Origin of the sequence: Pseudomonas sp. LS44 (assembly GCF_024730785.1) — a bacterium.
GTDB lineage: Bacteria > Pseudomonadota > Gammaproteobacteria > Pseudomonadales > Pseudomonadaceae > Aquipseudomonas.
In genome coordinates, this window is sequence record NZ_CP102830.1 from 2,571,945 (window position 1) to 2,598,029 (window position 26,085).

Sequence of the window (26,085 nt, forward strand, 5' to 3'; positions counted from 1 at the left end):
TCAGTCCTCCACGATCCAGGTGTCTTTGGTCCCGCCGCCCTGCGACGAGTTGACCACCAGCGAACCTTCGCGCAGCGCCACGCGGGTCAGGCCACCCGGCACCAGGCGCGTTTCGCGGCCGGACAGCACGAACGGGCGCAAGTCGATATGACGCGGCGCGATGCCGTTTTCGACAAAGGTCGGACAGGTCGACAGGGCCAGCGTCGGCTGGGCGATATAGGCTTCGGGGCGGGCCTTGAGACGCGCGCGAAACGTTTCGATCTCCGCCGCGCTGGCCGCCGGGCCAACCAGCATGCCGTAGCCGCCGGAGCCCTGGGTTTCCTTCACCACCAGCTCCGGCAGATGCGCCAGCACATGGGACAGCTCATCAGGTTTACGGCATTGCCAGGTCGGCACGTTCTGCAGGATCGGTTCCTCGTCGAGGTAGAAACGGATCATGTCGGTGACGAAGGGATATACCGACTTGTCATCCGCCACGCCGGTGCCGATGGCGTTGGCGAGAATCACATTGCCGGAGCGATAGGCGGCCAGCAGGCCAGGCACGCCGAGCATTGAGTCGGGATTGAAGGCCAGCGGGTCGAGAAAGGCATCGTCGAGGCGCCGGTAGATCACATCCACCTGGCGCGCGCCGGCGGTGGTGCGCATAAAGACTTTGTCGTCGCGAACGAACAGATCAGCGCCCTCGACCAACTCGACGCCCATCTCGCGAGCCAGAAAGGCATGCTCGAAATAGGCGCTGTTGAAACGGCCGGGAGTCAGCACCACGACGCTGGGGTTATCCAGCGGACTGGAGCTTTTCAGCGTATCGAGCAGCAGATTCGGATAGTGGTTGATGGGTGCGATGCGCTGGGCGGCAAACAGCTCGGGGAACAGCCGCATCATCATCTTGCGGTCTTCGAGCATGTAACTGACGCCGCTCGGGGTGCGCAGGTTGTCTTCCAGAACGTAGTAAGTGCCATCGCCATCGCGAACCAGATCGACGCCGGCGATATGCGCATAGATGTCGCCGTGCAACCCGAGCCCCTGCATGGCTGGCTGGTAGCCTTCGTTAGCCAACACCTGCTCGGCGGGAATCACTCCGGCCTTGATGATGCGCTGGTTGTGGTACAGATCGGCGAGGAACATGTTCAGCGCCTGCACGCGCTGGATGCAGCCGTGCTCGACCATGCGCCATTCGCTGGCCGGAATACTGCGCGGAATGATGTCGAAGGGAATCAGCCGCTCGGTGCCCTGGTCGTCGCCATATAGCGTGAAGGTGATCCCCGCGCGATGAAACAGCAGGTCAGCCTCTCGGCGACGCTGGGCCAGTAGCTCATCCGGCGTGTCCGCCAGCCAGCGAGCGAACTCGCGGTAATGCGGTCGGCAGTTGCCGTCGGCTTCGAACATTTCATTGAAAAAAGTGCGACTCATGCCGAACTCCTTGTCACCCGGACGACAGAGCTATCGCAAAGCCCGTGCCAGCGAATAATTCCTTTAAATACAAATACATAATGAAATAACGAAAGTTCTTCGCACCATATCCGTGCGCAAGCGTCAGCCCTGAAGAGCTTGCGCCCTATTGCACGGCAAGCGGATCTGACGTTGTAGGAGCAAATTCATTCGCGATTGGCCGATGCACTGATCGCGAATGAATTCGCTCCTACAGGCTTTGCAGCCATTTTCGGAAAAGGTATGCGTCGCGGTATGGCGTTTGGTTCGCCCGTCAGCGGGACACGCGCTGCAACCTCAGGGGCGGCTCAACTCCGCCAGTTGCAGCCAATGGCGATAGAAGCCCTCGGCGACCTGATGGAGCGTGGCGACCTTGCTGGGCAAGTCGCTGAGCATTTGCCTCACGCTCTGCTGGCTGGGTTGGCTTTCATCCAGAAGGTGGGCCCCATCGCGGAGCCAGAGACGGACCATTTCCTCGGTCACTTCCGGATGGCCCTGCAGCGCCAGCAGCTTGTCGCCCCAGGCAAACGCCTGATTGCGACACCACGGACTGGATAGCAAGCGTTCGGCGCCGACCGGCAGATCGAAGGTATCGCCATGCCACTGATAAACGCAGAACTCGTCGGCCAGATGGGCCAGCCACGGGCTGTCCGCCGTTCGCGGCGAACGGCATAGCGGGTGCCAACCGACTTCCCGGTAGGACATGCGATGCACCGGCGCATCCAGCGCCTTGGCTAATAGCTGACCACCCAGGCAGTGGCCGATCAGCGGAATATCGCGGCGGATAAAGTGGCGCAAGGCGGCAATTTCGGTCGCCAGCCACGGCAACGGATCATTGACGCTCATCGGCCCGCCCATCAGCGCCACGGCCTTCGGCACATCGAGATCGATGCCATCCAACTCGCCGAGATCCACGCGTAGCACGGTGAAATCCAGCTGCCACTCATCCAGCAGGCTGGCCAAATGACCAGGTGGACAAAAATCGGCGTGGGTGAGGATCAGAATATCGGACATGCCTGAATTACCTCCCGGTGCAGAGTGAGGCAAACCACGCGCCGTGAGGGGTCTACGGAAGCGAATGCTGAAACGAGCGCCATCCCGGCCAAAGGCCGGAATGACGTCGACTAGGCGCTTATGCGGTGTTACTCAAGCGCGCGAGGCGCCGAGTTCCTGCGTTACACCCCAACCATCGAGCACCCCGCCGAGCGGCACCAATAGCGATTCCAGATCCTGTTCGAAATCGCCAATGCCTTCGTAAGTGGCGTACATCACTTTGCTGATGGACAGGTGCCAGGCGCCATCGCGGACACTGACCTGCGCGTTGAGAGACTCGCCTTGAAATTGCTTCGCCGCCAGTCGGGCCCGCTCCTCGTCGGGAAAGATGGCGTAGAACTCGATGGGATGAAAACGGCTGAAGTCGAATCCACTTTCTTTCATGCGGTGCAGCACCTTACTGCTGACATCATCGTGGAAGGCAGTAGTCATAAACACCTCCTCTCAAGCGATTGATGGATTTCCCGCTTTCCAGAAACCCGAAGCCTCTGCTGGCTTCACGGCTCCCCACACTGCGCGTACCCGCCCGTTTCACGAGCGGCTAGCAGGCCGTTGAAAAACTACTGCGCTCGACTATACCGCGTTGAAATCAGGCTCAAAATGCTCATTTACCACTTGTAAACTGCGCTTTTTCGCCTGATTTATTCACTGGCGCTCACCCTTCGGGCCAGCCTGCGGCTGTTACTCCCGTTGGTCGTTGCGCCTTGTCTAGCCTTCGCTCGCTACGTTTTTTCAACAGCCGGCTTGGGCTGCTCTCTATGTCAACAGCCGGCATACAACGACACCTGATAATTGGGTGTCGTCATGCTGAGGGTAGCGTCTGGTAGCCCTGCCCGCCGGCTAGCCCTTGGATTTACCAATATGCGCGACAGGCGGCGCCATGGATTTATCGCTCTATTCGCGACTCAAACGGGCCATGACCAAGCGATTCAGCCAGGCCGGCGCGAGCTGCCCGGACCAATACATCAGCTTGAACGTCCAACTGACCGGGCGGTGCACCGCTGCGGCGTGCGCTTGCTGCCAAACCGCCGCGGCAACGTCCTCGGCGGCGAGCGTCACCCCCAGGCGCCGCAAGGTCGGCGGCTCGAAACGCTGGCTGTCGACCATTGGCGTACGCACAAACGGCGGCATCATATCGCCGACACGGATATCGTGTCGGCGCCACTCCAGATCCAGCGCCTCGGTCAGGCCGCGTACCGCGAACTTGGAGGCCGAGTAACTGGCCATGTGTGGCGTGCCATAGAGACCGGAAGCGGAGCCCATGTTGACTACCTGGGCGTCTGGCGTGGCCTTCAGGTACATGAAGGCGGCATGGCTCATTTGCAGGACGCCGCGCACGTTGATATCGAGAATTCGCAGATGCTCGGCCAGTTCTATGTCTTCGAAATACCCGAAGCGCAAGATACCGGCGCAATTGAATAACAGCCGCAGCTGGCCATCGTGATGGCCGCAGAACTGCGCCAACGCCTGCGCCGCAGCCGACGCGTCCGTCACATCCAAGGCGGCATGCCAGGAATCATCCAGCTCATGTGCCAGCTCTGCGACGGCCAGGGCATTGATATCCAACAAACCGACGGCCCAGCCGCGTGCATGGAAGAGTCGCGCGGTTGCCGCGCCGATACCAGACGCCGCGCCGGTGATGAGAATGTTGGGCATGATCAACCTCCTACGCTTATATGCGCGCGCAAGAAATTGGCAATCCGCCTTACTGCCTGGTCGGCAGCGCGGAGAGAACCTACATGCATCTGGAACACATGCCACAACTCCGGATAGCGCTCCAACTGCACGCTCACCCCAGCAGCCGTCGCTCGCTCAGCTAACCGCAGGCTGTCGTTGAGTAGCATTTCGTCTTCACCGACCTGAATCAACAGCGGCGGCAGCCCTTCAAATCGCCCATGCAAGGGGGAAAACTCAGGGTCGTCGTGCTGGATATGTGCCGGGCGATACAACTGAAAAGCCTGGTCCAGCCATGCAGGATTGAGCAGTGGATCGCCGGCTGGCGGATCGTAGAGATGCTCGCCCGTACCATCGGCCCACGGCGACAGGCAGACCAATGCGGCCGGTAACGGCAAGCCTTCGGCCAATAAACGTTGAGCGGTAATCAAGGTGAGATTGCCTCCCGCCGAATCACCACCAATGGCAATCTGCTCGGGGCGATGGCCGGCATCCAGCAATGCCCGGTAGGCGGCGACCGCGTCCTCACGGGCGGCGGGATACGGGTGCTCGGGCGCCAAGCGGTAGTCCAGGGCGCACACCGATACACTGGCATTACGTGCCAGGATCGAACACAGACGCCGGTGGGTAGCCGGTGAGCCGAGCAGGTAGGCGCCGCCATGCAAATACAACAACACGCCATCATCGCTGTGCTGGGGGCGATGCCACTCACAGCGCCGCCCGGCCAGTTCCGCCGACGTACGCGTCACCCCGGAAATACGTGTGGGTTTGAAGGTCAGCGCACGAATAATCAGCCGCTGGCAGGCAATCGGCACGGGCGGGCGCACCACACTGCGAAACAGCAGACGTAGCGCCCCGCGCATGATGGCGCGCCGCCGCGGTTGTTCCGGCGCAGGCGCAGTGAACTCAACGAATGCATTCATAATCGACAAACTCCGGATGCCGCGTGTGGTGTCGGTAAGTGAGAGTGAAACCGGGCCAATTATTGGTGTTCTTGCCGTCGGCGGTCTGGTACCAGCTGGTGCAGCCTTGAGCCCAGACGGTATGCCTGATCCGATGCTGCAGTTTGTGGTTGAAACGCTGTTGCACCTCAGGTTTCAGATCCAGGTAACGCAGGCCCTGATCCAATGCCCGTAAGCAACCGAGCACATAGGCGAACTGGCTTTCGAGCATGTAAAGAATCGAGTTGTGACCGAGATTGGTGTTCGGCCCATACAGCAGAAAGAGATTCGGGAAGCCGCTGACGCTGATGCCCAAGTAGGCTTCCGCGCCGGCCTGCCAGACCTCGTCGAGCGTCTGCCCGGCGCGTCCGCTGATGCGCATCGGCGCGAGAAATCCGGTAGCGGCGAAGCCCGTGCCATAGATGATCGCATCGACCTCGCGCTCCTGACCGTCGGCGGTGATTACGCCACGTTCGGTCACTTCGCGGATCGGATCGCTGATTACTTCGACATTCGGCCTAGCCAGCGCCGGGTAGTAGTCGTTGGAAATCAGAATGCGCTTGCAGCCCAGCGGGTAGTCCGGATCGAGTTTCTTGCGCAGCTCAGGATTGCCAATACCGCGGCGCAGATGGCGCTGGAACTCCAGGCGCATGACCTTCATCACCGAGGGAAACACCGAAAACGCCAACGCCCGTGATTCGTGCTGGATGTACTTGAGCAGGCGATCGAGCTTCTGCACCGCAGGAAAGCGCCGCATGACCGCCAACTCCCAGGCCTTGTAGGGGCGGTCCGGCTTGGCAATCACATAGGCGGCCGAGCGCTGAAACAGATGCAACTGCGCGACCTGGCTGGCGATCTGCGGCACGAACTGGATGGCGCTGGCACCCGTGCCAATCACCGCCACCCGCTTGCCGCTCAGATCATAAGCGTGATTCCAGCGCGCTGAATGAAACACCTCGCCGGAAAATTTTTCGATTCCCGACAGCTGCGGATACGCCGGCCGGTTGAGTTGCCCACAGGCGCTGACCAAGGCTTGAGCAGTAAATAGCTCCCCGCTATCGCTGGTGACCTGCCATACACCCGCCGCCTCATCGAACGCCGCCTCCACCACCTCGACACCGAAGCGGATATGCGGGCGCAGGCCGTGCTCGTCGGCCAGCTGTCGCTGATAGGCGAGAATTTCCGATTGCGGCGCGAACTTGCGTGACCAGTCGTTTTTGGGCGCAAAAGAAAAAGAGTAAAGATGCGAATGAATATCGCAGGCGGCGCCCGGATAGCTGTTGTCGCGCCAGGTTCCGCCTACCTCGTCGGCCTTCTCGAGGATCAGGTAATTATGGATGCCCGCGCGCTGCAGAAGAATCGCCAGACCAAGACCGGCAAAGCCGGCGCCGATAATCAATACCCGCAAAGGCGCGAGAGGCTGGGGGATTGTTGTCATTGTTTTATCCCTGAAATACCCACGCTAGACAGGCGCGGTGGTTATTTGTACGAAAGTGCCAGATTACTCCACAACTGCGCAATCGGGTAATGAGCGCTTTAACAGACGCTATGAGAGATGCGAGCACCCAGGTGCGGTTGAGGCAAGGACACTATCGCTACGAATTACTCCGTCATAACGGCGGTGAATTCAGCGTATTGCCCTGCCCTGTCGCCCATAAAAAAGGAGCCTGACGGCTCCTTTTTCATCGCTACGGTTGATCAGTCCTTGGCCGACTTGCCATTCACCACACCGGCGGTGTTGTCCAGCAAGCTCTTGGTGGCAGTCTGCAGGAAGGCCTCAAGCTGCTTTTTCAGCTCCGGGTCGATCTCGCCATCAATCCGCTCGGCCTTGGCGTCAGCGCCAAGTTGGTAGGCATACAAGCGCGGCTCGAAGCCCTTGGGCTGAATCAGGATGCGTTCGGGAGTGACGAGGGCGACAGTCTGTTCGCCGCCCGAGGGCTTGATCACGCCAATGCCGTGGTCGCCTTCGGGCAGATTGAGCAGGTCGCGGCCCCAGCACTGATGGCGGACCTGACCACCCAAACGGCCCATGATGGTCGGCACGACGTCGACTTGCGTGCCGACGGTGTGGCTGACGGTGCCGAATTTTTCCTGAATACCCGGCGCGATGAGCAGCAACGGCACGTTGAAACGGAACAGGTCCATTTCCGTCAACTGGCGATCACCGCCAAAGCCATGGTCGCCAACGACCACGAACAGGGTGTCCTTGAAATACGGCGCCTGACGCGCTTTCTCGAAGAATTGCCCTAGCGCCCAATCGGAATAGCGCATGGCCGTGAGGTGCTCATCCAGCGAGCCATAGCCAGTCACCGGCTCGACCGGCAATTGCGTCGGTAGTGCGTACGGTGTGTGGTTGGAAAGCGTTTGCAAGAGTGCGTAGAACGGCTTCTGCGTGCCGAGTTTGAGCAGCTCTTCGGCGCCGCGGTTGAACATGTCCTGGTCGGATACGCCCCAGGTCGGGTCCATGAATACCGGATTAACGAAATCCTCGCGGCCGACGAAGTTGGTCATGCCCTGGTTGCTGAAGAAACCCGACTGGTTGTCCCACTGGAAGTTACCGTTGTAGACGTACAGGTTGTCGAAGCCGCGGGCACTGAGCAGCTGCGGCAAACCAGAGAATTGATGCGCGCCTTCCGGCGTCCGCATCAGGTATTCGAAACTGGGCAGGTTGGGGAAACACGCCATGGTGGCGAACATGCCCTGATGGGTATGGGTGCCGTTGGAGAAGAAGCGGTCGAACAGCAAACCCTCCTTGGCCAGTTTGTCAAAATTCGGCGTGATGCCTTTGATCGGACTGCCCAGTGCGCCGACCGAGTGGCCGGCAAAGCTTTCCATGAGGATCACCACCACGTTGCGAATCGGCAGCGTGCCGTCGGCCGGCGGCGTGTACTCACGACGGATCGCCGCGGTATCGGCGTCGATCAGCTGATCGTGCGGGGTCAGCAGCAGCTTGCGCACCGTTTCAAGCGCCTGCTGGTCCTGCATGGTCGACTTCCAGGCGTTGTCGCGATGTGGCGAGAAGCTTGCCTGGGCTGCCGAAATCAGCGTCAGAGTGCCGTTCAGGCCGAGCTGATTGGCGAACATCGAATCGGTGGTGTAGGCGTCGCCCCAGCGCAGCGGCGGGCCTTGGCGCACATGGCCACGGGCGACGATCACCGTCACCAGCAAGCACACTACGAAGGCCGTCACGCGCCAATACCAGGGCGCACTGGATCGACCAACACGGTTTGCCGCAACGCTCGACGCTGGCCGGCTGAGCAGATCGAGACGCTTGAACAGCTGATACAGCAGCCAGGTCGCCACTGCCCAGGCCAGCAGGTAACGGCCGACCGGGAAACCATTCCAGACCATGCTGGCGACGGTTTTGGTGTCTTCCTCGAAGTACTGGAACACCAGACTATTCAGGCGCTGGTGGAATTCACGATAGAAATCCAGCTCCGCCAGGCCGAGGAACAAGGTGATGCTGGCGAAACCCGTCAACCAAATTCGCAATACGCCCCGCGCGGCCATGGCGCGCACGCTGAGCAGCGACAGCAACAACGGTATGCAGGCATACATCACGACGCGGGCATCGAAACGCAGGCCGTTGTAGAACGCCTCGACAAACGTGGCGACCGGCGAGTCGCCGATCAGCTCACGGTTGTACACCAGCAGTGCGACGCGCATCAGGGTGTACATCAGCAACAGCGCCAACCCACTCAGCAAGGTGAACGTGAGGTGACTTTTGAGGGTGGGATTGGCTAGGCGCGAGGAAAAAGGCTGGCGGCTGGGAACATCCTTCGGGGTCATGCTGGGTCAGGATCCGTGTTCTATGGGCGGTTGATATCGATGCAACGGGGAGCGCATCCGGGCAGGTGACTGGCACTGCGAATAGGATGAGCGCCGCGCGCAAGTAGCTGGAGCATACCGCGTGGGCAACCCGATAGGTCAGCTAGCAAACGCGAAACATTGCCGATAGGACTGTGAAAATTTTGTCATGGCGACCGTTCCTGCTCCGGGACATGGCGCGAATTCGATCCCCAGATCCGGAGCGACAAGCCTTATCGACGGCGGTATCGTCTGCCGATGAACACGACAACGCCCCTCACCTCCTCCGTGGTCCAACTGGCGTGTGGCAGCCCGCTGAATTGGCAGCAGTTCCATGGCCATTTTGCCTTGCGCCGCTTGGCCGGCGTCGAGCGCCTGACTCCGCTCGGCTATACGCGCAGCTTCCGGCTTGGCGAGCGCGGTGGTTGGTTTGGCGTACGCCCGCTGGCCGGGCAAAACACCCTCGAGCTGAGCGTCGGCCCTGGATGCGCGGACTTGATCGATCAGCTGAGCGCCCAGGTACGTCGGATGTTCGACCTGGATGCCGAACTGGAGACCATCCTCACGCACCTGCGCCGTGATCCACTGCTCGCCGAACTGATCGCCCGCGCGCCGAGTTTGCGTTTGCCCATGGCCTTCGACCCATTCGAGCAGGCGGTGCGCGCCATCGTCGGCCAGCAGGTTACCGTCAAGGCCGCCGTGACTATCACCGGGCGCCTGGTGCAACGTCTCGGCACCCCGCTCACGCAAACCCCGGATGGCGAGCCGATGTGGTTGTTCCCCACGCCGCAAGCGTTGGCCGACGACGTGCTGGCCAACATCGGCATGCCCGGCAAGCGTGCACAAACGCTGCGCAACTTCGCCCGCGCGGTGGCCTGCGGCGAATTGCGGCTGACTATCGATGAGGGGGTCGAGACTTTGGTCGAGCGTCTCTGCGCCCTGCCCGGCATCGGCCCGTGGACCGCGGAGTACATTGCCTTGCGCGCCTTCGGGGCGGCGGACGCGTTTCCCACCGCCGATCTGGGCCTGCTCAAAGCGCCTCTATGGGGCAGCGCCGGCATCCGCCCGCGCGCCTTGGCCGAGCGCGCCGAATGCTGGCGGCCCTGGCGCGCCTATGCGGCGGTGTATCTCTGGCACAGCTACGCGGAGGATTGAGCATGCATTACCGCTATCACCACAGCCCACTTGGCAAATTGCTGATTGCCGGCGACGAACAGGGCCTGCGGCTATTGCATATGGATGCGGCCCGAGCCTGGGAGCTGGTCCACGGCTGGCAGGCCGATCAAGGTGAACTGGACGACGTCTGCCGGCAGCTGGATGAATACTTCGCCGGTCAGCGCGAGCGTTTCGAGCTGCGTCTGGCGCCAGCCGGTACGGCGTTTCAGCGCCAGATTTGGCAGGCTCTGCAAGAAATCCCCTACGGGCGCACCTGGAGCTACGCCGAACTCGCCCGGCATATCGCCAAGCCTGCGGCTGTGCGGGCGGTGGGCACCGCCAATGGTGCCAATCCGCTGGCCATCATCATCCCCTGCCACCGGGTGATCGGCAGTAACGGCACGCTGACCGGCTATGCCGGCGGACTGGAGCGCAAACAACTGTTGCTGCAGCTGGAAGGTGCCTGGCTGCTCTAGCCAGTCACCTATATCTGGTCATCCAGGCGCGGGAAGCGGCTGGCGATGTCCTCACCGGTGAGCTCCACCGCGCCATCGTCGCCGCCGCTCAGGCGAATGGCGATGCAATGCGGTTGCTCGCCCAGGTCGAACCAGTGGCGGATGCCGGCCGGAATCACCAGCAAATCGCCCTTCTCGCACAGCAGGGAAAAGACGTAGCCATTGACGTGCACGCTGTACAACCCGCGTCCACTGACGAAGAAGCACACTTCATCCTGCTCGCGCCGGTGCTCGTCGAGCAGCTTGGCGCACAGCTCGTCTTTTTGCCGATGCTCGCGAGTCACACTGAGCACTTCGCTGGCGCGATAGCCACACTCGTCGCGAAGTTGGTCAATGTGTGGCTGATACGCGGCGAGCAACTCGGCGTGGCTGGAATCCCGCGAGAGCGGCGTCTGCGTCTGCCAACGCTCGAAACGCACACCGATCTCGGCCAGTGTCGCGGTGATGTCCTCGCCATGGGTCAACAGCTTGTTGGGCTGCTCGGGAGAAGTTTCTGCATAAACGGTAAGGCAGCTCATCAGGTGCGCTCCAGGCTGGAGGGTGGCGGCAATCGAAGGATGATCATCACGGCGGCGGCCAATGCCGCCAGGCTCGCCAGGCCGAAGGTCCAGGCCGGTCCGAGGGTGTTCCAGCTGTAGCCGGAATACAACGCACCGAGCGCCCCGCCAATCCCGGCCATCGCCGCGTACAGCGCCTGACCCTGACCTTGCTGGCGAGCACCGAAGCTGCCTTGGACGAAGTGAATCGCCGCCGCGTGAAAGCTGCCGAAGGTTGCCGCATGCAGCAGCTGGGCAAACAGCAGCACGAGCAGATGATCGGCAAAATTACCCAGCAACAACCAGCGCAGCGCGGCGAGCAGGAAGCTGGCGAGCAGCACCTGGCGCAGGGAAAAGCGTACCAGCAGGCGATTCATCACCATAAACAGAATCACCTCGGCCACCACGCCCAGCGCCCACAGCTGGCCGATCAGGCTGCGTGCGTAACCGAGGCTCTCGAGGTGCAGGGTCAAAAAGGTGTAGTACGGGCCATGACTGAGCTGCATCAGCGCCACACTGGCATAAAACGCCAACACACCAGGACGCTGTAGCTGCTGGAGAAAACCGCCTGCTCCAGCCTGCTCGCTGTGGTACTCAGGCTGCGCGTTGGGCACCCAGCAACTGCTCACCACGATGCCCGCCATGATCCCTATTAGTGCCCAGGGATACGCATCCAGGCTGAACAAATCGAACAATTTACCCAGGCCGACTACGGTAACGATGAAGCCGACGCTGCCCCACAAACGCACCTGGCTGTAGCGCGATGCCTGATCCTTGAGATGCGCGAGGGTGATCACTTCGAACTGCGGCAGCACCGCATGCCAGAAGAACGCGTGCAGCGCCATGATCAGCGCCAGCCAGGCGTAACTGTGACTGATGAAAATCCCGCCAAAGCACAGCAGCGTGCAGAACGCGCCGAAGCGCACGATCGCCAAGCGCTGGCCGGTCTTGTCGCCGAGCCAGCCCCACAGATTCGGCGCCACACAACGCATCAGCATGGGAATCGCCACCAGCTCGCCAATCCGCGCGCTGGAGAAACCCAGGTGGTGGAAATACAACGCCAAGAACGGCGCCGTGGCGCCTAGCAGGGAGAAATAGAACCAGTAGAAGCTGGACAGACGCCAGTAAGGCAATGCGGAGGACATCAGGACATCACGTAGGTTGGATGGAGCATAGCGATACCCAACACAGGCCGCGCTGAGTATCGCTGCACTCCAACCAGGGTCCCGATCAAAGCTGCGGCAATACCGGAGTGCTGACGCTGACCCCGGCATTTTGTCCGCGATGGCGCAGCAGATGATCCATCAGCACGATGGCCATCATCGCCTCGGCGATTGGCGTGGCGCGAATACCCACGCACGGGTCGTGGCGGCCCTTGGTGATGACATCTACCGGGTTGCCGTTGATGTCGATCGAGCGACCCGGCGTGGTGATGCTCGAGGTCGGCTTGAGCGCCAGATTGGCGACAATCGGCTGACCGGAGGAAATCCCGCCGAGAATACCGCCGGCGTTGTTGCTGAGGAAACCCTCTGGCGTCATCTCGTCGCGATGCTCGGTGCCACGCTGGGCGACACTGGCAAATCCGGCGCCAATCTCCACGCCTTTGACGGCATTGATACACATCAGCGCATGGGCCAGTTCGGCGTCCAGACGGTCGAAAATTGGCTCACCGAGCCCCGGCGGCACGCCCTCGGCAACTACGGTGATCTTCGCCCCGACCGAGTCCTGATCGCGGCGCAGTTGGTCCATATAGGCTTCGAGCTCCGCAACTTTGTCCGGGTCGGGGCTGAAAAACGCGTTCTGCTCGACGCTGTCCCAGGTCTTGAAGGGAATCTCGATCGGACCGAGCTGGCTCATGTAGCCGCGCACCTGAATGCCGAGAGTCGCCAGGTATTTCTTGGCGATGGCGCCAGCCGCCACGCGCATCGCGGTTTCCCGCGCCGAACTACGGCCACCGCCGCGGTAGTCGCGGATGCCATACTTGTGGTGGTAGGTGTAATCGGCATGGGCCGGACGGAACAGATCCTTGATCGCCGAGTAGTCCTTAGACTTCTGGTCGGTATTGCGGATCAGCAGGCCGATTGGACAACCAGTCGTCTTGCCTTCGAATACGCCGGAGAGGATTTCCACCTCGTCGTCTTCCTGGCGCTGGGTCGTGTGACGGCTGGTGCCTGGCTTGCGGCGATTGAGGTCGCGTTGCAGATCCTCCAGCGACAGCTCAAGACCCGGCGGGCAGCCATCGACGATCGCGACCAGGGCCGGGCCGTGGCTTTCGCCGGCGGTGGTGACGGTAAACAGCTTGCCGTAAGTGTTGCCGGACATGCAGGGCGCTCCGCGAATCAGCCAAAAACAAGGGCTCGGAGTATACCCGCCGCGCCCGTGCAGTTCACCCACGAACCTTATCCGAGCCGACGCGTCCAAGCCGCCAAGCTCCCTGGAAGTCGAACCTGTATGTTACGAGTGCTTGCCTTGAGTTTTTCTCTGTTCGCCAGCCTAGCCCAGGCCACGCCGCTTACCGTACTGCAACGGCCGCTCGAGTTGGATACCGGCGCGGGCACGCTGTACGGCACCCTGCTGCTACCCAAAACCCCGCAAGCCGTGCCTGTCGCGCTGTTGATCGCCGGCTCAGGGCCGACCGACCGCAATGGCAACAACCCCGGTGGCGGCAACAACGACAGCCTCAAGTTGTTGGCGCAGGTGTTGGCGCGTCACGGCATCGCCAGCGTGCGCTACGACAAACGCGGCGTGGCCGCCAGTCAGCCCGCTACGCCGGACGAGCGCAATCTGAGCGTCGAACGTTATGTCAGCGATGCCGTGGCCTGGGGCCGGTTGATCAAGACTGACCCGCGCTTCAGCGAACTGGTGTTGATCGGCCACAGCGAAGGCGCCTTGATCGCCAGTCTGGCCGCCAGCGGGGCCGGTGCCGATGCGCTGGTATCGATTGCCGGCAGCGCGCGGCCAATTGACCAAGTGCTCCGCGAGCAACTCGGCAATCGCCTGCCACCACGGCTGCTGGCGCGCAGCATGGACATAATCGCCAGCCTCAAGGCCGGTCAACCCGACGACGAGGTGCCCGATGAGCTGCAAGTCATCTTCCGCCCCAGCGTGCAGCCTTATCTGATTTCGCTGTTTGGTTACGATCCGGCCGCGGCTTTCGCGCAATTGCGCATCCCGGCGCTGATCATCCAGGGCAGCCACGATATCCAAGTCGGTATCAAAGACGCCGAAGCGTTGCAGGCCTCCAAGCCGGACGCTGAGCTACTGCTGATTCCAGGCATGAACCACGTGCTGCGCATCGTCTCGGACGATCCGCAACGGCAGATGGCGTCGTACAACGATCCAAAACTGCCGCTGGCGCTGCAATTGGCCAATGGCATCATCGACTTCATTCGACGTAATAGCACATCGACAGCATCTAGCTAGACAACGACTTGCCGATAAGGCTTCTATAACCTGGCATCAACGTACCAGGACGTTGCCTATATGACTGAAATCGCCCCATCCACCACCGAGGCAGAAGCCGGCGTCGCCGCTACCCAGCCAAACCTCTGGGCCGAGCTCGAGCCGGAACAATTCCATCTGCTGCGCCTGGCGCCGTTGCCGACCGACCGGGATACCGGCATGCGGCCGCTACGTTTCGTGCAACTCGGGCGTGCTGAGCGGCATAGTCCGACGCAGAGCTTGCTGCGCCTGACTATCCAACTACCCGGCCAGCGAGTGCGGCGGGAGCAGAACGTGCTGGATATTTGGGCCGACCACCGCAGCAAGGAAGTCCGTTTCGGCTCCGACAGCCATTTGCAGGTTGAACCGCAAAATCGCGGACTCGGACGTTTTCTGCTCGGTCAAGGCATCGCCTGGGCCAAACAGCGCTGGGCGCACTACCGCGTCGAGGGCGGGGCTCTAGGGATCAAGGATGCGCTCGGCGACGACGCACGCGCCCGTCGCGATCACTTCTTGCAGGCTCAGGGCTTTGAGTTGAGCTATCTGGATACCTTGCAACTCAAGGCGCAATACAGCGCCGAGCGGGTCAACGCGCTGCACAGCGACTGGCATAAGGACAAGGTACAAGTCGTGGCCTTGCAGGATGCGGCCGCTATGCTCGAACAAGCCGACCGCAACCTGCAGGAGCAGGAAGTCAAAATCCGCAAGCTGGACGAGCGGATTGCCGTGCTGCGCCGCGAAGACGGCACCCTGCGCTTCACAATCACCTGCCTGGTGGCCTTCGCGGTGTTCCAGGCCGGGCTGCTGATCTGGATCGCCACGCGCTAAGAGCCTGTTTACGATCTCGCGAGCTAGAGCCAAACAAGGGCTAGGCGGCCCCGCGAAAACGGCTGAGGAAATGGAGTTTACGAACTGTAAATGAGCATTCCGAAGCCGTTTTCAACGCAGTTTGGCCGACGCGGAGCAGATCGTAGACAGGCTCCAAGGTTGCTGGCTGCGCTGCGCCGGGCTATGGATTGAGGCGTGAGCGGAACAGCTCCTGATGCTCGCGGCATTGCGCGGCGGCGAGTAGGAACACCCCGTGCCCGCCTTGGGCGAACTCCAACCAGGTGAAATCCACTTCCGGGTATAGCGCTTCGACATGCACTTGGCTGTTGCCGACTTCGACAATCAGCAAACCCTGCTCGCTCAGATGATCGGCCGCCTCGGCCAGCATGCGCCGCACCAAGTCCAGACCATCGGCCCCGCAGGCCAGGCCCAGCTCAGGCTCATGCTGGTATTCGGCTGGCATGTCGGCGAAGTCTTCGGCATCGACATACGGCGGGTTGGAGACGATCAGATCGAAGCGCTGGCCCGGCAAGCCGGCAAAACCGTCGCCCTGCACCGTGTACACGCGCTCTTCCAGCTCATGCCGCTCGACATTCTGGTAGGCGACTTCCAACGCCTCGAAGGACAAATCGGCAAGCACCACTTCGGCCTGCGGAAATTGGTACGCGCAGGCAATGCCGATGCAGCCGGAGCCGGTACACAGATCGAGAATCCGTGCCGGTTCGTGCGGCAGCCACGGCGCGAAATGCTGCGGGATCAGCTCAGCGATGGGTGAGCGTGGGACCAGGACGCGCTCGTCGACGGCGAAGGACAATCCGCAGAACCAGGCCTCGCCCAGCAAGTAGGCGGTTGGGATGCGTTCCTCGATACGCCGAGCGAGCAGCGTTTGCACATGCTCGCGCTCGTCGTCCTCCAATCGGCAGTCGAGATAGGCGTCGGCGATCTCCCACGGCAGGTGCAAGGCGCCGAGTACCAGCTGGCGTGCATCATCCCAGGCATTGTCGGTGCCGTGGCCAAAGAACAGGCCTTCGCTATGAAAGCGGCTGACGGCCCAGCGAATATGGTCGCGCAAGGTGCGCAGGTGCGACGAGGAAGCAAGCACGGCGGGATCTCCAGAGAGCAGGCGGGCATTCTAGAGCGCAGGGGAGAACTCTGCGAGCGCGCAGAGAATTACCGATGAAGTGATGCAGTGGTTCACAGCGTCGGCGTAGGGAGTGACAATGGGCCTATTGCGCGTCCGCCAGGAGTTCTCATGTCTCAGCCCCAAACTCTTCTTCAGCTGTCCGGTCGCAGTTACGCCCCCGCCAGCCTGCAGCACAGTTGCCTGATCGTCATCGATGCGCAGGAGGAGTACCGCAGCGGCATGCTTCCATTGTCCGGACTGGACGCCGCTATCGCCGAGATCACCAGCTTGCTGAGTGCCGCACGCGCTGCTGGCACTCCCGTTATTCACGTCAAGCACTTGGGCGTTCCGGGCGGCTTCCTCGATCCGCAAGGCCCACGCGGGCGTTTTTTGCCGGAACTGGCACCCCATCCGGGCGAGCTGATCGTTGAAAAGCGCCTACCCAATGCCTTCTCCGGGACCGAGCTGCACGACCGTCTGCAGACCATCGGGCGTCTTGACCTGATCATCTGTGGTTTCATGACCCACTCCAGCGTGAGCAGCACCGTGCGTGCCTGTAAGGATTACGGCTACCGCTGCACGCTGGTGAATGCCGCCTGCGCGACCCGCGACCTACCGCTGGGTGATGGGGTAATCAGCGCTGCCGATCTGCATCGTGCAGAGATGGCCGCTCTGGCGGACAATTTCGCGGCCCTGGTTCCTCACGCGTCAGCACTGATATGAGCACTTTTCGGCGGCCTGCAGGTCTAATCGCGCCCGCTTCTTGAACCTCACCAACGAGGGTGGGTCATACCCCCGATAACCTTTGAGGAAGTCGGAATGAAACTATCCGGTGGTTTCAACGCCCGCCGCCTGCGCGAGCGCGGCCCGAGCGTGTGGCGCTGGCGTTTCGGTACGGCATTGGCTGCACTGTTTGCCTGCCTCGGAGTACTGCTCGCCATGGCTGGAGCCGCCACCCTGCTGGGTCGTCCACCAGCATTGGGTTCGCTGAATGCCACGCCCGGCGCGGCCATCGCGCTGTTGATTAGCGGATTGCTGCTGCTGTGGATCGGCATCCTGGGGTGGCGCAAATGCCGGCGGCGTCTGCGCCGCGGCAATGATTTAAACATCTCGCCACATCTGATGAAAAAGCGTGACTGACGCTCATCGCTCGTGAGCGGTTAAACTAGTGGGCCTTCGCGGAGGCCTTACATGCAAGACGACGACTTTTCCCTGTTTCGCGACCAGCTTCGCGGCGTCAAGCCGATCTCCCACGATCGCGCCGACGTCGGCAAACCGAAGTCCGACCGCACCCACCTCAGCACCCTGCGCCAAGCGGCGACTATCCGCACCGATAGCGTCAAGGTCGATGGCCTGTCCGATCAATTTGTCATCGATGTCGGCCCCGAAGATGAACTGCACTGGTCGCGCGACGGTGTGCAGGAAGGCCAGATGCGTAAGCTCAAACAGGGCCAGATCAGCTTTGAAGGCAGCCTCGACCTGCACGGCATGACGGTAGAAAAAGCCCGCGATACGCTGTGGGAGTTCTTCGCCGAAGCCAGCAAACTGGAGGTGCGTTGCGTGCGCATCACCCATGGCAAAGCGCAACGCAAGGATGGCCGTAGCCCGATGCTGAAAAGCCACGTCAACACCTGGTTGCGTCAGCATCCGCAAGTGCTCGGCTTCACCTCGTGCCTGGCCAAGCACGGCGGCACCGGAGCCATCTACGTGATGCTCAAACGCACTATGATGGACGGCCGGGACGAGTAATCCACTACTGATGAAAGCCGCAAACCGGCCGAAAATGCTCACCGTTGCGGCGCTCTCCGCCCTTGCCAGCCTGGCAGTCGCGCCCTACCCTGCGCTCTTGTGCCCCATAAGCTAAGCCCCACAGGAAGATCATGTCCCTGGAACAGCACTACACCGCGATTCTCGAACAGCTCGGTGAAGACGTCACCCGCGAAGGCCTGCGCGATACCCCCAAGCGCGCGGCCAAAGCCATGCAGTACCTTTGCCGTGGCTACGAGCAAACGCTGGAAGAAGTAACCAACGGCGCCCTGTTCAGCTCCGACAACAGCGAAATGGTCCTAGTGAAGAACATCGAGCTGTATTCGCTGTGCGAACACCACCTGCTGCCCTTCATCGGCAAAGCCCACGTGGCCTACATTCCCAACGGCAAAGTGCTCGGCCTGTCGAAAGTGGCGCGGATCGTCGATATGTACGCTCGGCGCCTGCAGATCCAGGAAAACCTCAGCCGCCAGATCGCCGAGGCCATCCAGCAGATCACCGGCGCCGTAGGCGTGGCGGTGGTCATCGAGGCGCAGCACATGTGCATGATGATGCGCGGGGTAGAGAAGCAGAACTCGTCGATGGTCACTTCGGTGATGCTTGGCGAATTCCGCGAGAGTGCCGCCACCCGTAGCGAGTTCCTCAGCCTGATCAACTGATCGGCGCTGCAAACAAAACCGGCCTTCATGGCCGGTTTTTTATGGGCGCTTCGCACTTGACCGCCCAATTGCATGGCCACAGACCAGCCAATTGCATAGATGCTGACCACCGTTCGCATCCGGCTTGACCAGTGCCGAAGAGACGACCGGCGCCAGGAGCAGACTACAAGCTGGTTAGCCCGCAGGGCTTCTGTATTGAGTGGGGGCGAGCATCATCTACCCAGCCCTTCCACGGGCGAAGCGAGGCTTGACCCACGGCAGAGCGGTACCTACTATCCCGGCGCCGAAAAATGATCGGTCGGTGTGGTTATTCCGGCCCTCGTTGTCCTACGAGAATTAGTCTGTCTTCAGAATCCCCGGCATCACCCTAATCAAATTGGGGGCGATGCTGTGGGTGGCCATTTTGCCGTCCATGCTCTCCCCGTTCTTAAAGGAACCCTTGCATGCACAGTAAGAAAGTCGTGATCACTGCCCAGGTCTTCATCTCCGGGATGATGGCCTTCCTGATGACCGGATTCTTCGCCACGCTTCATCTAGGTTTAACCGCCGCAATGGCGGATGCTTGGATCAGTTCTTTCGTTATTGCCTGGCCCGTAGCCTTCTGCCTTTCCCTGGTAGTGTCGCCTTTGGCGTTCATGATGGCGTGCCGACTGGTAAGCCGCCGTGCTCCTGCTGCGGCCGAGGTCGACCAAAGCACTGCCGTTTAACTCTCCAGCCTGGGACGGCCGCTTATTGCGTGCAGAAAAAACCGGCCAGCGGCCGGTTTTTTTGACGAGGACTCAACCAAGCATTGCCACATGCTGCGGATGGCTGGCCACCCGCGCAAGCCAGGCCTGGATCGCTGGATAGCCGCTAAGGTCAAAGCCGCCTTCATCCGCCACGTGGGTATAGGCGTACAGCGCGATGTCGGCGATGGTGTAGCTGTCACCGACCAAGTAGGGCGTGGCTTTGAGCTGCTGCTCCATCACCCGCAGGGCCTTGTAACCACCTTTGTGGCAGTTCTCATACTCGTCGCGGCGCGCTTCCGGCAGGCCCTCGTAGAGCTGGATGAAGCGCGCCACCGCGACATAGGGCTCATGGCTGTACTGCTCGAAGAACTGCCACTGCAACACCTGGGTGCGCAGGCGCGGCTCGGTCGGCAGGAACTCGCTGCCATCGGCGAGGAAGTTGAGGATGGCATTCGACTCCCACACACAGCTGCCGTCTTCCAGTTGCAGCACCGGAATCTTGCCGTTGGGGTTCATCGCAAGAAACTCCGCAGTCTGCGTCTCGCCTTTCTGGATATCCACCGGCACCCACTTCGACTCCTTGCCGAGCAGGTGCAGCATCAGCTTGACCTTGTAGCAGTTGCCGGACTTGTAATCGCCGTACACCTTGAACATTACTGCCTCCTTGTTAAGCCGCCTCGGCGGCCTGGGCCTGACGGATAACGCTGGCCAGACGCCGCAGCCCTTCGCCGAGGCGCTCCGGCGCCACGTGGCTGAAATTCAACCGCAGATAACCCGGGTTCTGCTCCGGGTGAGTAAAGAACGGCTCGCCCGGCATGAACGCAACGTTCTGCTCCAACGCCGGATTCAGCAGCGTGCGGGTATCCAGTGGCTGCTTGAGGGTCAGCCAGAAGAACAGTCCGCCCTGCGGAATGTTCCAGTCCGCCAGTTCGGCGAAATGCTCTTCCAGCGCCACCTGCATGGCGTCGCGACGCTTGCGATAGAAGTCGCGCAGTTCGGCCAGGTGATCGCGATATTGCTGGCTGCCCAGCCACTGCAGCGCCTGCCACTGGCCAATGCGGTTGGTGTGCAGGTCGGCGGACTGCTTAAGGCGCAGGAAATGCGGGAACAGGTCCGGAGTGGCAATCAAAAAGCCCACGCGCAGGCCCGGCAGCAATGTCTTGGAGACCGTACCGGTGTACACCCAGCTGGCCTTCTTCAGGCGGCTGACGATGGGCGCGGCGCGGCCTTCATCGAACACCAGCTCGCGGTACGGTTCGTCCTCGATCAGGGTGACGCCGAACTCGTCGAGCAAGGCCGCCACGGCTTCGCGCTTGGCCTCGCTGTAGCGCACGCCAGACGGGTTCTGGAAAGTCGGGATCAGGTAGGCGAAGGCCGGTTTGTGCTGCTCCAGGCGCTGGCGCAGGGCAACCAGCTCGGGGCCGTCGGCCTCTTGCGGGACAGTGATGCAATCGGCGCCGAACAGCTGGAACGCTTGCAGCGCGGCCAGATAGGTCGGCGCCTCGAGCAGCACTTCGGTGCCCGGATCGATGAACAATTTGCTGGCCAGGTCGAGAGTCTGCTGCGAGCCGCTGACGATCAGCACCTGGCTGGCGTCGCAGACAATCCCCAAGGCACGCGCTTCGGCGGCGATCGCTTCGCGCAGTTCCGGCTCGCCTTCGCTCATGCCGTATTGGCCCATGCTCGCTGGCATGTCCGCCCATTGGACTTTCGGCAACATTGGCTCGGCCGGCAAACCGCCGGCGAACGACATCACTTCCGGACGTTGCGCCGCAGCGAGAATTTCACGGATCAGGGAGCTTTTCAGGCGGGCAATACGTTCGGAGAAGGCCATGCAGGTCACCGGTAGCGAAGGCAGGAGAAAATGGGTCAAACTGATTGACCGAAACTACGACGCCACCGACAGATACGTCAATATGATTGACCTGAAAAATCCGACCGCTCAGCAACTTGCCCTGGAAGCCTTCTTCTTCGGCTATCAGGCATTTACCGCCAAACCCGACGAGATGCTCGCGCGGCGCGGTCTGAGCCGCGTGCACCATCGCATCCTGTTCTTCATCGCCCGCAACCCGGGTTTGAGCATGAAAGAACTGCTGGAAGTCCTCGGCGTCAGCAAGCAAGCCCTGAACCCACCGCTGCGCCAATTGATGGAAATGCACCTGGTGGAAAGCGTCACCGCCGAGGATGACAAGCGTAAACGCCGACTCGGCCTGACCAGCGAAGGCGCCAAACTAGAAACGGCGCTGCGCCACGAACAAACCAAGTTGCTGCAACGGGTGTTTGCCGAAACCGGCGAGGCGGCGGCCAGCGGCTGGCTGGCGGTCAATCAGACACTGGGCAGAAGCCGTCAAGCGGACGCGGGCAGCGGCGTAGGGCAAGACTGAACAACACACTTCGCTCGTAAGCTTCAAAGTGCGAAAACTGTATCGGCATTTGCGCCGACCGCTGTACCGCGACGCCCTGCGCCGTCGCGCATAGGCTGGACTCCTGTTTTCCGAGTACCCGCCCATGAGCCCCGAACTGCTACTCGCCTTCGTCCTCTTCGCCTTTGTCACCTCGGTAACGCCCGGACCCAACAACATGATGCTGCTCGCCTCCGGAGTGAACTTCGGAGTGCGCCGCAGCGTGCCACACATGCTTGGCATCAGCCTGGGCTTCATGCTGCTGGTGATTGCCGTTGGCCTGGGCTTGGGCCAGTTGTTTGTCAGCTTTCCAGCGCTGTACAGCGCGCTACGCTACTTGGGCGCGGCCTACCTGTTGTATCTGGCCTGGAAGATTGCCCGTTCCGGCGCACCGGATAGCGGTCAAGCCGCCGGCAAACCCTTTAGTTTTCTGCAAGCGGCGGCGTTCCAGTGGGTCAATCCCAAGGCATGGGTGATGGCTATCGGCGCGATCACCACCTATACCCCGCAAGAGAACTTCTTCCTTAACGTGCTGCTGATCGCCGGGCTCTTCGCGCTGGTCAATTGCCCCAGTGTCAGCTTGTGGACGATGGCTGGCAGCTTGCTGCGCCGCTGGCTGGAGAACCCACGCGTACTGCGCCTGTTCAATGTCAGCATGGCCTTGCTACTGGTGGCCTCGCTCTACCCGATCCTGGCGGACTTGCCGCTGAGCTGAACAATTTGGATCGAGCCCCCGGATTGCATCCGGGCTACGTTTCGCGTTTTTCAAGGAAGCACCATGACCGAGGTCACCCAAGCGCGCCTACGCCCGCTGGCCGACAGCTCGCCGTCGGCGATAGTCGCCGGCTTTATCGCTATGCTCACCGGCTACACCAGCTCGCTGGTGCTGATGTTTCAGGCGGGCCAAGCCGCCGGCCTGTCCAATGGACAGATATCCTCGTGGATCTGGGCACTATCGATCGGCATGGCGATCTGCTGCATCGGCCTGTCGCTGCGCTATCGCGCGCCAGTGATGATCGCCTGGTCGACGCCTGGCGCGGCGCTGCTGATCAGCAGCCTGCCCGGCGTGCCATACAGCGAGGCGATCGGCGCCTATATCCTCTGTTCGGGCTTAATCGTGCTGTGCGGACTGACCGGCAGTTTCGACCGCATCATGCGGCGCATTCCCGGCTCCATCGCCGCAGCGCTGCTGGCTGGTGTGTTGTTCAAGATCGGCCTGGAAATCTGCGTGGCCGCCGAACAACAAACCCTGCTGGTGGTCGCCATGCTGCTTGCCTATCTGTTCGGTAAGCGCCTGCTGCCGCGCTATGCGGTGCTCGCCGCGCTGCTGGTTGGCTGTCTGCTGGCGGGCATTCTCGGTCTGCTCGATTTCCATGCATTCGAACTGCAGCTGGCCACGCCGGAGTGGACCGCGCCGAGCTTTTCCATTGCGGCAGCGATCAGCATCGGTATCCCGTTGTTCGTCGTCGCCATGGCCTCGCAGAATCTGCCGGGCATGGCCGTACTGCGCGCCAACGGCTACGACGTGCCGGCTTCGCCGTTACTGACCACCACCGGTTTGGTGTCGATTGTGCTGGCGCCGTTCGGCTCCCACGGCATTCATATGGCTGCCATCAGCGCCGCCATCTGCGCTGGGCCAGAAGCCCATGAAGATCCGCGCAAACGCTATACCGCGGCGGTCTGGTGTGGAGTGTTCTATGGCATCGCCGGGATTTTTGGCGCGACCCTCGCGGCGTTGTTCGCCGCGCTGCCCAAGGCGCTGATCCTGTCGATCGCCGCCTTGGCGTTGTTCGCTTCGATCATCGGCGGCCTGACTCAGGCCATGAGCGAGCCCAAGGAGCGCGAGGCAGCGTTGATCACCTTCCTGGTGACCGCGTCGGGGATGACGCTGTTTGGCGTGGGCTCGGCGTTCTGGGGAATTGTCGCGGGGATGTTGACCTTAGCGGTACTCAATTGGGGCAAACGCTAAGAGCCGGTTCACGATCTGCTGCGCGTCGCAAGATCGTGAACAGGCACCAAGGTCCAGCTCCGCCTCAGTTACTGGCCGCCACCTCGGCTTCGGCGGCCAGCTCACGACCATGCACACGGTTCACCCACCAGCCGAAAGCACCGGCGGTGAAGAACATGATGATGCTGTAGATCGCCGCCGGAATAGCCATGGTCGAGTTGTTCAGCAGCATTGGGCTGAGCGCCAAGGCGATGGCCAGGGTGCCGTTATGGATACCGATTTCCATGCCGATGGCGACCGCCTGGCGTTGCGACAGCTTGAGCAGGCGCGGTACGCAATAACCCACAGCCAGACTCACCAGGTTGAAACACAGCGCCGCCAAGCCGACTACCGGGGCGTACTCGATGAAGGTTGCCCAATCCTTGACCACCGCCAAGAGGATGATGATCGCCAGGAACAGCGCGGAAATAATCTTTACCGGTTTCTGCATGCGCGCGGCGAACGCCGGGAACTGGGCGCGCACCCACATCCCAATCGCTACCGGCCCGAGGACGACTGCGAACACCTGGACGACCTTGGCAAATTGCAACGGAATAGCCTGGTCGGCGGACATGAAATAAGCCATCGACAGGTTGACGATCAACGGCATGGTGAGGATCGCCACCACCGAATTGACGGCTGTCAGAGTGATATTCAGCGCCACATCACCATGCGCCAGATGACTGTAGAGATTCGCCGTGGTGCCACCCGGCGAGGCCGCCAACAGCATCATGCCCACGGCCAGCGCGGCTTCCAGATGAAAGCCCTTGGCGATGAAGAAGCACGCCAGCGGCAGCAGGAGAATCTGGCAACCGAGGCCAATCAACACTGGCTTGGGGAATTTGACCACGCGGGCGAAGTCCGCGAGGGTTAGCGATAACCCCAGGCCGAGCATGATGATGCCAAGTGCCAGGGGGAGAAATACGGTACTCAGCAGGCTTTCAGTCATTGTTATTGTTCTCTGGGTGGACTTGCCTGGATTCTGCGCAACCGCTCAAGCCTGCGGTAGTGTCTTGGCGCGCCAGAATCCGTGGAGCTTGTAACAGAATGCAAAAAGGCGCCTTGCGGGCGCCCTTATTACGATGCCTAGGCGGCGGTGAACCCGCCATCCACCGCCAACGCCTGGCCAGTGGTGAAGCTCGCGCCATCGCTACACAAATACAGCACCGCGGCGGCAATTTCCTCGACCTTGCCGATGCGCCCGACCGGGTGCATGGCGCTGGCGAACGCGGCTTTCTTCGGATCGGCCTCGTGCGCTCGGCGGAACATGTCGGTATCGATCACACCGGGGCACACGGCGTTCACGCGGATGTTGCTCTTCGCATACTCAATCGCCGCCGACTTGGTCAGGCCGAGCACCGCATGCTTGGAGGCCGCGTAAATGCTCATCTTCGGCGCCGCACCCAGGCTCGCGACCGAGCCGGTGTTGACGATTGCGCCGCCGCCCTGGGCCAGCATCAGCGGCAACTGGTGCTTCATGCACAGCCATACGCCTTTGACGTTGACGCTCATGATCGCGTCAAACACCGCTTCGTCGCCCTCCGCCACTTTGCCCTTCTCGATCTCGATGCCAGCGTTGTTGAACGCGTAATCCAGACGAGCGTAAGTGGCGATCACCTGCTCCATCAGCGCCTTGACCTCGGCGTCCTTGGTGACGTCGCAGCGCACGAAGGTGGCCTCGCCGCCCGCAGCGCGGATCAATGCCACGGTGGTTTCACCGGCCTGAGTGTCGAGGTCGGCGGCCACCACCTTCAGGCCTGCTGCCGCAAAAGCCTGGGCGGTCGCGCGGCCAATGCCTGCCGCCGCACCGGTGACCAGGGCGACCTGGCCGGAAAAGGTCATGCTCATCGTGTTAGTCCTCTGCGCTAATAAATGAACCTTAGCCAGCATAAATAGCCGGCCGCGATACAGGCATCACTATCAGGACGCGCGCGGTCGGTTCATCCATCAGGCTGATTACGCCACCAATCAACAACGTGGATAACTTGGCATCCGCCGGCCAACTAAAACTTGCCGGAACCGTCACGGCGGACTATCACAC

At 61.5% G+C, this 26,085-nt stretch carries 27 protein-coding genes; 12 read left to right on the forward strand and 15 right to left on the reverse strand.

Annotation, left to right across the window (positions count from 1 at the left end):
• The 7 genes from NVV93_RS11410 to NVV93_RS11440 form a co-directional block, all read right to left on the reverse strand.
• Positions 1 to 1,410, reverse strand: a complete 1,410-nt coding sequence (locus NVV93_RS11410; RefSeq protein ID WP_258250769.1) for a circularly permuted type 2 ATP-grasp protein — start codon at positions 1,408 to 1,410, stop codon at positions 1 to 3.
• Between the two features lie 315 nt (positions 1,411 to 1,725).
• Entirely contained in the window at positions 1,726 to 2,442 is a 717-nt protein-coding gene (locus NVV93_RS11415) for a type 1 glutamine amidotransferase (RefSeq protein ID WP_258250770.1), read from the reverse strand.
• A gap of 132 nt (positions 2,443 to 2,574) precedes the next feature.
• On the reverse strand, positions 2,575 to 2,913 hold the full coding sequence (locus NVV93_RS11420) for a ribonuclease E inhibitor RraB (RefSeq protein WP_258250771.1): 339 nt from the start codon (positions 2,911 to 2,913) through the stop codon (positions 2,575 to 2,577).
• 462 nt (positions 2,914 to 3,375) lie between these two features.
• Positions 3,376 to 4,137: an SDR family oxidoreductase gene (locus tag NVV93_RS11425; RefSeq protein WP_258250772.1), complete on the reverse strand. Its 762-nt coding sequence runs from the start codon at positions 4,135 to 4,137 to the stop codon at positions 3,376 to 3,378.
• Between the two features lie 2 nt (positions 4,138 to 4,139).
• Complete coding sequence (locus NVV93_RS11430) at positions 4,140 to 5,078, reverse strand: alpha/beta hydrolase (RefSeq protein ID WP_258250773.1); 939 nt, start codon at positions 5,076 to 5,078, stop codon at positions 4,140 to 4,142.
• Positions 5,062 to 6,534 (reverse strand): NAD(P)/FAD-dependent oxidoreductase, encoded by a 1,473-nt coding sequence (locus tag NVV93_RS11435; RefSeq protein WP_258250774.1) that lies wholly within the window; start codon positions 6,532 to 6,534, stop codon positions 5,062 to 5,064. The genes NVV93_RS11430 and NVV93_RS11435 overlap by 17 nt, the downstream gene beginning before the upstream one ends.
• Before the next feature lie 260 nt (positions 6,535 to 6,794).
• Entirely contained in the window at positions 6,795 to 8,885 is a 2,091-nt protein-coding gene (locus tag NVV93_RS11440) for an LTA synthase family protein (RefSeq protein ID WP_258250775.1), read from the reverse strand.
• 276 nt (positions 8,886 to 9,161) lie between these two features.
• Here NVV93_RS11440 and NVV93_RS11445 point away from each other — a divergent pair, with 276 nt between their 5' ends.
• Together NVV93_RS11445 and NVV93_RS11450 are read left to right on the forward strand one after the other, a co-directional pair.
• Positions 9,162 to 10,058, forward strand: coding sequence for a DNA-3-methyladenine glycosylase (locus NVV93_RS11445; protein WP_258250776.1), 897 nt, complete (start codon positions 9,162 to 9,164; stop codon positions 10,056 to 10,058).
• 2 nt (positions 10,059 to 10,060) lie between these two features.
• Entirely contained in the window at positions 10,061 to 10,534 is a 474-nt protein-coding gene (locus NVV93_RS11450) for a methylated-DNA--[protein]-cysteine S-methyltransferase (RefSeq protein WP_258250777.1), read from the forward strand.
• A gap of 8 nt (positions 10,535 to 10,542) precedes the next feature.
• Here NVV93_RS11450 and NVV93_RS11455 read toward each other — a convergent pair whose 3' ends face one another.
• The 3 genes from NVV93_RS11455 to aroC all read right to left on the reverse strand — a co-directional run bounded on the left by NVV93_RS11455 (position 10,543) and on the right by aroC (position 13,431).
• Positions 10,543 to 11,091: an acireductone dioxygenase gene (locus NVV93_RS11455; RefSeq protein ID WP_258250778.1), complete on the reverse strand. Its 549-nt coding sequence runs from the start codon at positions 11,089 to 11,091 to the stop codon at positions 10,543 to 10,545.
• Positions 11,091 to 12,254 (reverse strand): MFS transporter, encoded by a 1,164-nt coding sequence (locus NVV93_RS11460; protein ID WP_258250779.1) that lies wholly within the window; start codon positions 12,252 to 12,254, stop codon positions 11,091 to 11,093. Before NVV93_RS11460 ends, NVV93_RS11455 begins: the two co-directional genes overlap by 1 nt.
• An 85-nt stretch (positions 12,255 to 12,339) precedes the next feature.
• Positions 12,340 to 13,431, reverse strand: coding sequence for a chorismate synthase (aroC, locus tag NVV93_RS11465; RefSeq protein WP_258250780.1), 1,092 nt, complete (start codon positions 13,429 to 13,431; stop codon positions 12,340 to 12,342).
• Between the two features lie 129 nt (positions 13,432 to 13,560).
• Between aroC and NVV93_RS11470 the strand changes: the two genes are divergently transcribed.
• Entirely contained in the window at positions 13,561 to 14,532 is a 972-nt protein-coding gene (locus NVV93_RS11470) for a S9 family peptidase (RefSeq protein ID WP_258250781.1), read from the forward strand.
• A 60-nt stretch (positions 14,533 to 14,592) separates the two neighbouring features.
• Complete coding sequence (locus NVV93_RS11475; protein WP_258250782.1) at positions 14,593 to 15,378, forward strand: hypothetical protein; 786 nt, start codon at positions 14,593 to 14,595, stop codon at positions 15,376 to 15,378.
• Positions 15,379 to 15,559: 181 nt separating this feature from the next.
• On the opposite strand, the gene prmB is transcribed toward NVV93_RS11475, so the two are convergent.
• Entirely contained in the window at positions 15,560 to 16,480 is a 921-nt protein-coding gene (gene prmB / locus NVV93_RS11480) for a 50S ribosomal protein L3 N(5)-glutamine methyltransferase (protein WP_375162881.1), read from the reverse strand.
• A 150-nt stretch (positions 16,481 to 16,630) separates the two neighbouring features.
• On the opposite strand from prmB, the gene NVV93_RS11485 reads away from it, so the two are divergent.
• The 5 genes from NVV93_RS11485 to NVV93_RS11505 all read left to right on the forward strand — a co-directional run bounded on the left by NVV93_RS11485 (position 16,631) and on the right by NVV93_RS11505 (position 19,634).
• Positions 16,631 to 17,224 (forward strand): cysteine hydrolase family protein, encoded by a 594-nt coding sequence (locus NVV93_RS11485; protein WP_258250783.1) that lies wholly within the window; start codon positions 16,631 to 16,633, stop codon positions 17,222 to 17,224.
• Between the two features lie 96 nt (positions 17,225 to 17,320).
• Entirely contained in the window at positions 17,321 to 17,641 is a 321-nt protein-coding gene (locus tag NVV93_RS11490; RefSeq protein ID WP_258250784.1) for a hypothetical protein, read from the forward strand.
• 51 nt (positions 17,642 to 17,692) lie between these two features.
• A complete protein-coding gene (locus NVV93_RS11495) occupies positions 17,693 to 18,250 on the forward strand; it encodes a Smr/MutS family protein (RefSeq protein ID WP_258250785.1) in 558 nt (185 codons plus the stop codon).
• A 131-nt stretch (positions 18,251 to 18,381) separates the two neighbouring features.
• Complete coding sequence (folE, locus tag NVV93_RS11500; protein ID WP_258250786.1) at positions 18,382 to 18,927, forward strand: GTP cyclohydrolase I FolE; 546 nt, start codon at positions 18,382 to 18,384, stop codon at positions 18,925 to 18,927.
• A gap of 443 nt (positions 18,928 to 19,370) precedes the next feature.
• A complete protein-coding gene (locus NVV93_RS11505) occupies positions 19,371 to 19,634 on the forward strand; it encodes a DUF2798 domain-containing protein (protein ID WP_258250787.1) in 264 nt (87 codons plus the stop codon).
• Positions 19,635 to 19,706: 72 nt separating this feature from the next.
• Here NVV93_RS11505 and NVV93_RS11510 read toward each other — a convergent pair whose 3' ends face one another.
• Both NVV93_RS11510 and NVV93_RS11515 read right to left on the reverse strand, forming a co-directional pair.
• The gene (locus NVV93_RS11510; protein ID WP_258250788.1) at positions 19,707 to 20,309 is read right to left on the reverse strand and encodes a glutathione S-transferase family protein; all 603 of its coding nucleotides are present in this window, start codon (positions 20,307 to 20,309) and stop codon (positions 19,707 to 19,709) included.
• Positions 20,310 to 20,322: 13 nt separating this feature from the next.
• On the reverse strand, positions 20,323 to 21,489 hold the full coding sequence (locus NVV93_RS11515; protein ID WP_258250789.1) for a PLP-dependent aminotransferase family protein: 1,167 nt from the start codon (positions 21,487 to 21,489) through the stop codon (positions 20,323 to 20,325).
• Between the two features lie 82 nt (positions 21,490 to 21,571).
• Between NVV93_RS11515 and NVV93_RS11520 the strand changes: the two genes are divergently transcribed.
• The 3 genes from NVV93_RS11520 (at position 21,572) to NVV93_RS11530 (ending at position 24,026) form a co-directional block, all read left to right on the forward strand.
• Positions 21,572 to 22,039 (forward strand): MarR family winged helix-turn-helix transcriptional regulator, encoded by a 468-nt coding sequence (locus NVV93_RS11520; protein ID WP_258254346.1) that lies wholly within the window; start codon positions 21,572 to 21,574, stop codon positions 22,037 to 22,039.
• 124 nt (positions 22,040 to 22,163) lie between these two features.
• Positions 22,164 to 22,772: a LysE family translocator gene (locus NVV93_RS11525; protein WP_258250790.1), complete on the forward strand. Its 609-nt coding sequence runs from the start codon at positions 22,164 to 22,166 to the stop codon at positions 22,770 to 22,772.
• Positions 22,773 to 22,835: 63 nt separating this feature from the next.
• Positions 22,836 to 24,026, forward strand: a complete 1,191-nt coding sequence (locus tag NVV93_RS11530; RefSeq protein WP_258250791.1) for a benzoate/H(+) symporter BenE family transporter — start codon at positions 22,836 to 22,838, stop codon at positions 24,024 to 24,026.
• A gap of 64 nt (positions 24,027 to 24,090) precedes the next feature.
• Here the strand turns inward: NVV93_RS11530 and NVV93_RS11535 are convergent, their stop codons facing one another.
• Both NVV93_RS11535 and NVV93_RS11540 read right to left on the reverse strand, forming a co-directional pair.
• Entirely contained in the window at positions 24,091 to 24,993 is a 903-nt protein-coding gene (locus NVV93_RS11535; RefSeq protein ID WP_258250792.1) for a bile acid:sodium symporter family protein, read from the reverse strand.
• Between the two features lie 137 nt (positions 24,994 to 25,130).
• Positions 25,131 to 25,892 (reverse strand): SDR family oxidoreductase, encoded by a 762-nt coding sequence (locus NVV93_RS11540; protein WP_258250793.1) that lies wholly within the window; start codon positions 25,890 to 25,892, stop codon positions 25,131 to 25,133.
• Positions 25,893 to 26,085 lie beyond the last annotated feature (193 nt).